Genomic DNA, 2,301 nt, shown 5'->3' on the forward strand with positions numbered 1-2,301 from the left:
CCCCCGCAGAGCACGGCCCCGGCGACCCGGCCGGACACGGACCGTCCGCGGCCACGGAGCAGGACCCCGCCCGGGCCGGGCAGGAGTCGCAGACCCGGCCGCAGGCCACCGGGCAGACCCCGGACCCCGGCGGACACGGCCCGAGCCCCGGCCCCGCCACCCCGGCCACGGAGCAGCAGAACCCCGCCCGAGCCGGGCAGGACCTGCGGACCCGGCTGGAAGCCGCCTGGCTGGGCCGGGCCGTCGGTTGCCTGCTCGGCAAGCCGGTCGAGAAGCTCCCCCTGGAGGGGATCCGGGCGCTGGCCCGCGCCACCGGCAACTGGCCGCTGAACGACTGGTTCACCGAACGCGGCGTACCGCCGGAGGTGCTGGCCGCGCACCCCTGGAACCGCCGCTCCGCCCCCACCTCGCTCGCCGAGAACATCGACGGCATGCCCGAGGACGACGACCTCAACTACCCGTTGATCGGCCTGCTCCTGCTCCAGCGGCACGGCAAGGGCTTCACCACCGCCGACGTCGCCCGCATCTGGCTCGACGAACTGCCCGCCGGGCGGACCTTCACCGCCGAGCGCATCGCCTACCGCAACCTCCTGCTCGGGCTGGAGCCGCCCGCCACCGCCACCCACCACAACCCCTTCCGCGAATGGATCGGCGCCCTCATCCGCGCCGACCTCCACGGCTGGACCAACCCGGGCGACCCGGCCGCCGCCGCGGCCCAGGCATACCGGGACGCCGTCCTGACCCACACCGCCAACGGCGTCTACGCCGCCCTCTTCGTCGCGGCCGCCACCGCCGAGGCCGCCACCGGCCGGGCGGACGTCCACACCGCGCTCCGGGCCGGGCTGGAGGTCGTACCGCCCCGCTCCCGCCTCGCCGAGGCCGTCCGCCTCGGGATCCGGGCGGCCTCGGACGAGGCGGACTTCGACCTCGTCGTGGACCGGCTGCACGCACGCTACGGGCACTACCACTGGGTCCACGCCGTCCCCAACACCGCCCTGATCGCGGCCGCCCTCACCCACGCCGACGGGGACTTCACCCGTTCCGTCTGCGGCGCCGTGGCCGGCGGCTGGGACACCGACTCCAACGGGGCGACCGCCGGCGCCCTCGCCGCGCTGGTCGCGGGCTCCCCCCGCGCCCTCCCGCACCGCTGGACCGCTCCCCTCAAGAACCGTCTCGCCACCACCGTCCCCGGCTTCGACGGCATCGGCTTCGACGCCCTCGCCCACCTCACCGCACAGGAGGCAGCACGCTCATGACGGCAATCGCCGTGCTCGGCAGTACGAACATGGATCTCGTCGCCTACGTCCCCAAGGCCCCCCGCCTCGGGGAGACCGTCACCGGGCGGGCCTTCCGCACGGTTCCCGGCGGCAAGGGCGCCAACCAGGCCGTCGCCGCCGCGCGCTCCGGCGGGGAGGTGGTGATGATCGGCGCGGTCGGGACCGACGAGTTCGGCGTACGGCTGCGCTCCGCGCTCACCGCCGACGGGATCGACACCGCGGCCCTGCGCACCGTCGAGGGCGCCAGCGGCACCGCCCACATCACCGTGGACGACGAGGGCGGCAACAGCATCATCGTCATCCCCGGCGCCAACGCCCGCGTCACCGGCCTGGAGGCGGGGGACGACGCCAGGATCGCGGCCGCCGGCTCCCTCCTCCTCCAGCTCGAACTCCCCCTCACCGCCGTCCTCGCCGGCGCCCTCGCCGCCCGCGCGCACGGCGTCCGTACGGTCCTCACCCCGGCCCCGGCCCAGCCGCTGCCTCCCGAACTCCTCGCCGCCACCGATCTGCTGGTGCCGAACGAGCACGAGGCGGCCGCCCTCACCGGCCTCACCGACCCCGGCCAGGCCGCCGAGGCCCTGCTGAACGACGTGCCCGAGGTGGTGATCACCCTCGGCGCGGCCGGAGTCCTGTACGCCGCCCGCGGCCGGGAGCCGCTGACCGTGCCCGCGCCCCGGGTCCGGGCCGTGGACACCACCGCCGCCGGGGACACGTTCGTCGGCGCCCTCGCCGTGGCTCTCGGGGAGGGCCGGCCGATGCCCGAGGCGCTGCGCTGGGCCTCGGCGGCGGCCGCGCTGTCCGTCCAGCGCCCCGGCGCCCAGGACTCGATGCCGACCCGCACCGAAACCGACACCGCGGCCGCTGCCCTGGCCGGGCCTCCCACGGAACCCACCCTGCCCCCGGGCCCTGCTCACCCGGGCCGCACACCCGGACCCCAGCCCGAGGCCACCCCCGGAGCCACCGCGTGAGCCCCGAGGCGCACACCCGCCCCCCGGCCGGCGGGCGGCCGGGGCGGGGGCCGCCG

The 2,301-nt window shown here is 77.2% G+C and carries 2 protein-coding genes; both read left to right on the forward strand.

From position 1 onward, the window contains the following. A partial coding sequence (locus PV721_RS42980; RefSeq protein WP_319734270.1) for an ADP-ribosylglycohydrolase family protein occupies positions 1-1,256 on the forward strand: 1,256 nt, incomplete at its 5' end. Beyond that, a complete protein-coding gene (gene rbsK / locus PV721_RS42985; protein ID WP_319734271.1) occupies positions 1,253-2,245 on the forward strand; it encodes a ribokinase in 993 nt (330 codons plus the stop codon). The genes PV721_RS42980 and rbsK, both read left to right, overlap by 4 nt. The last annotated feature ends 56 nt before the right edge of the window (positions 2,246-2,301 follow it).

Source organism: Streptomyces sp. MB09-01 (assembly GCF_033794505.1).
Taxonomy (GTDB): Bacteria; Actinomycetota; Actinomycetes; order Streptomycetales; family Streptomycetaceae; genus Streptomyces.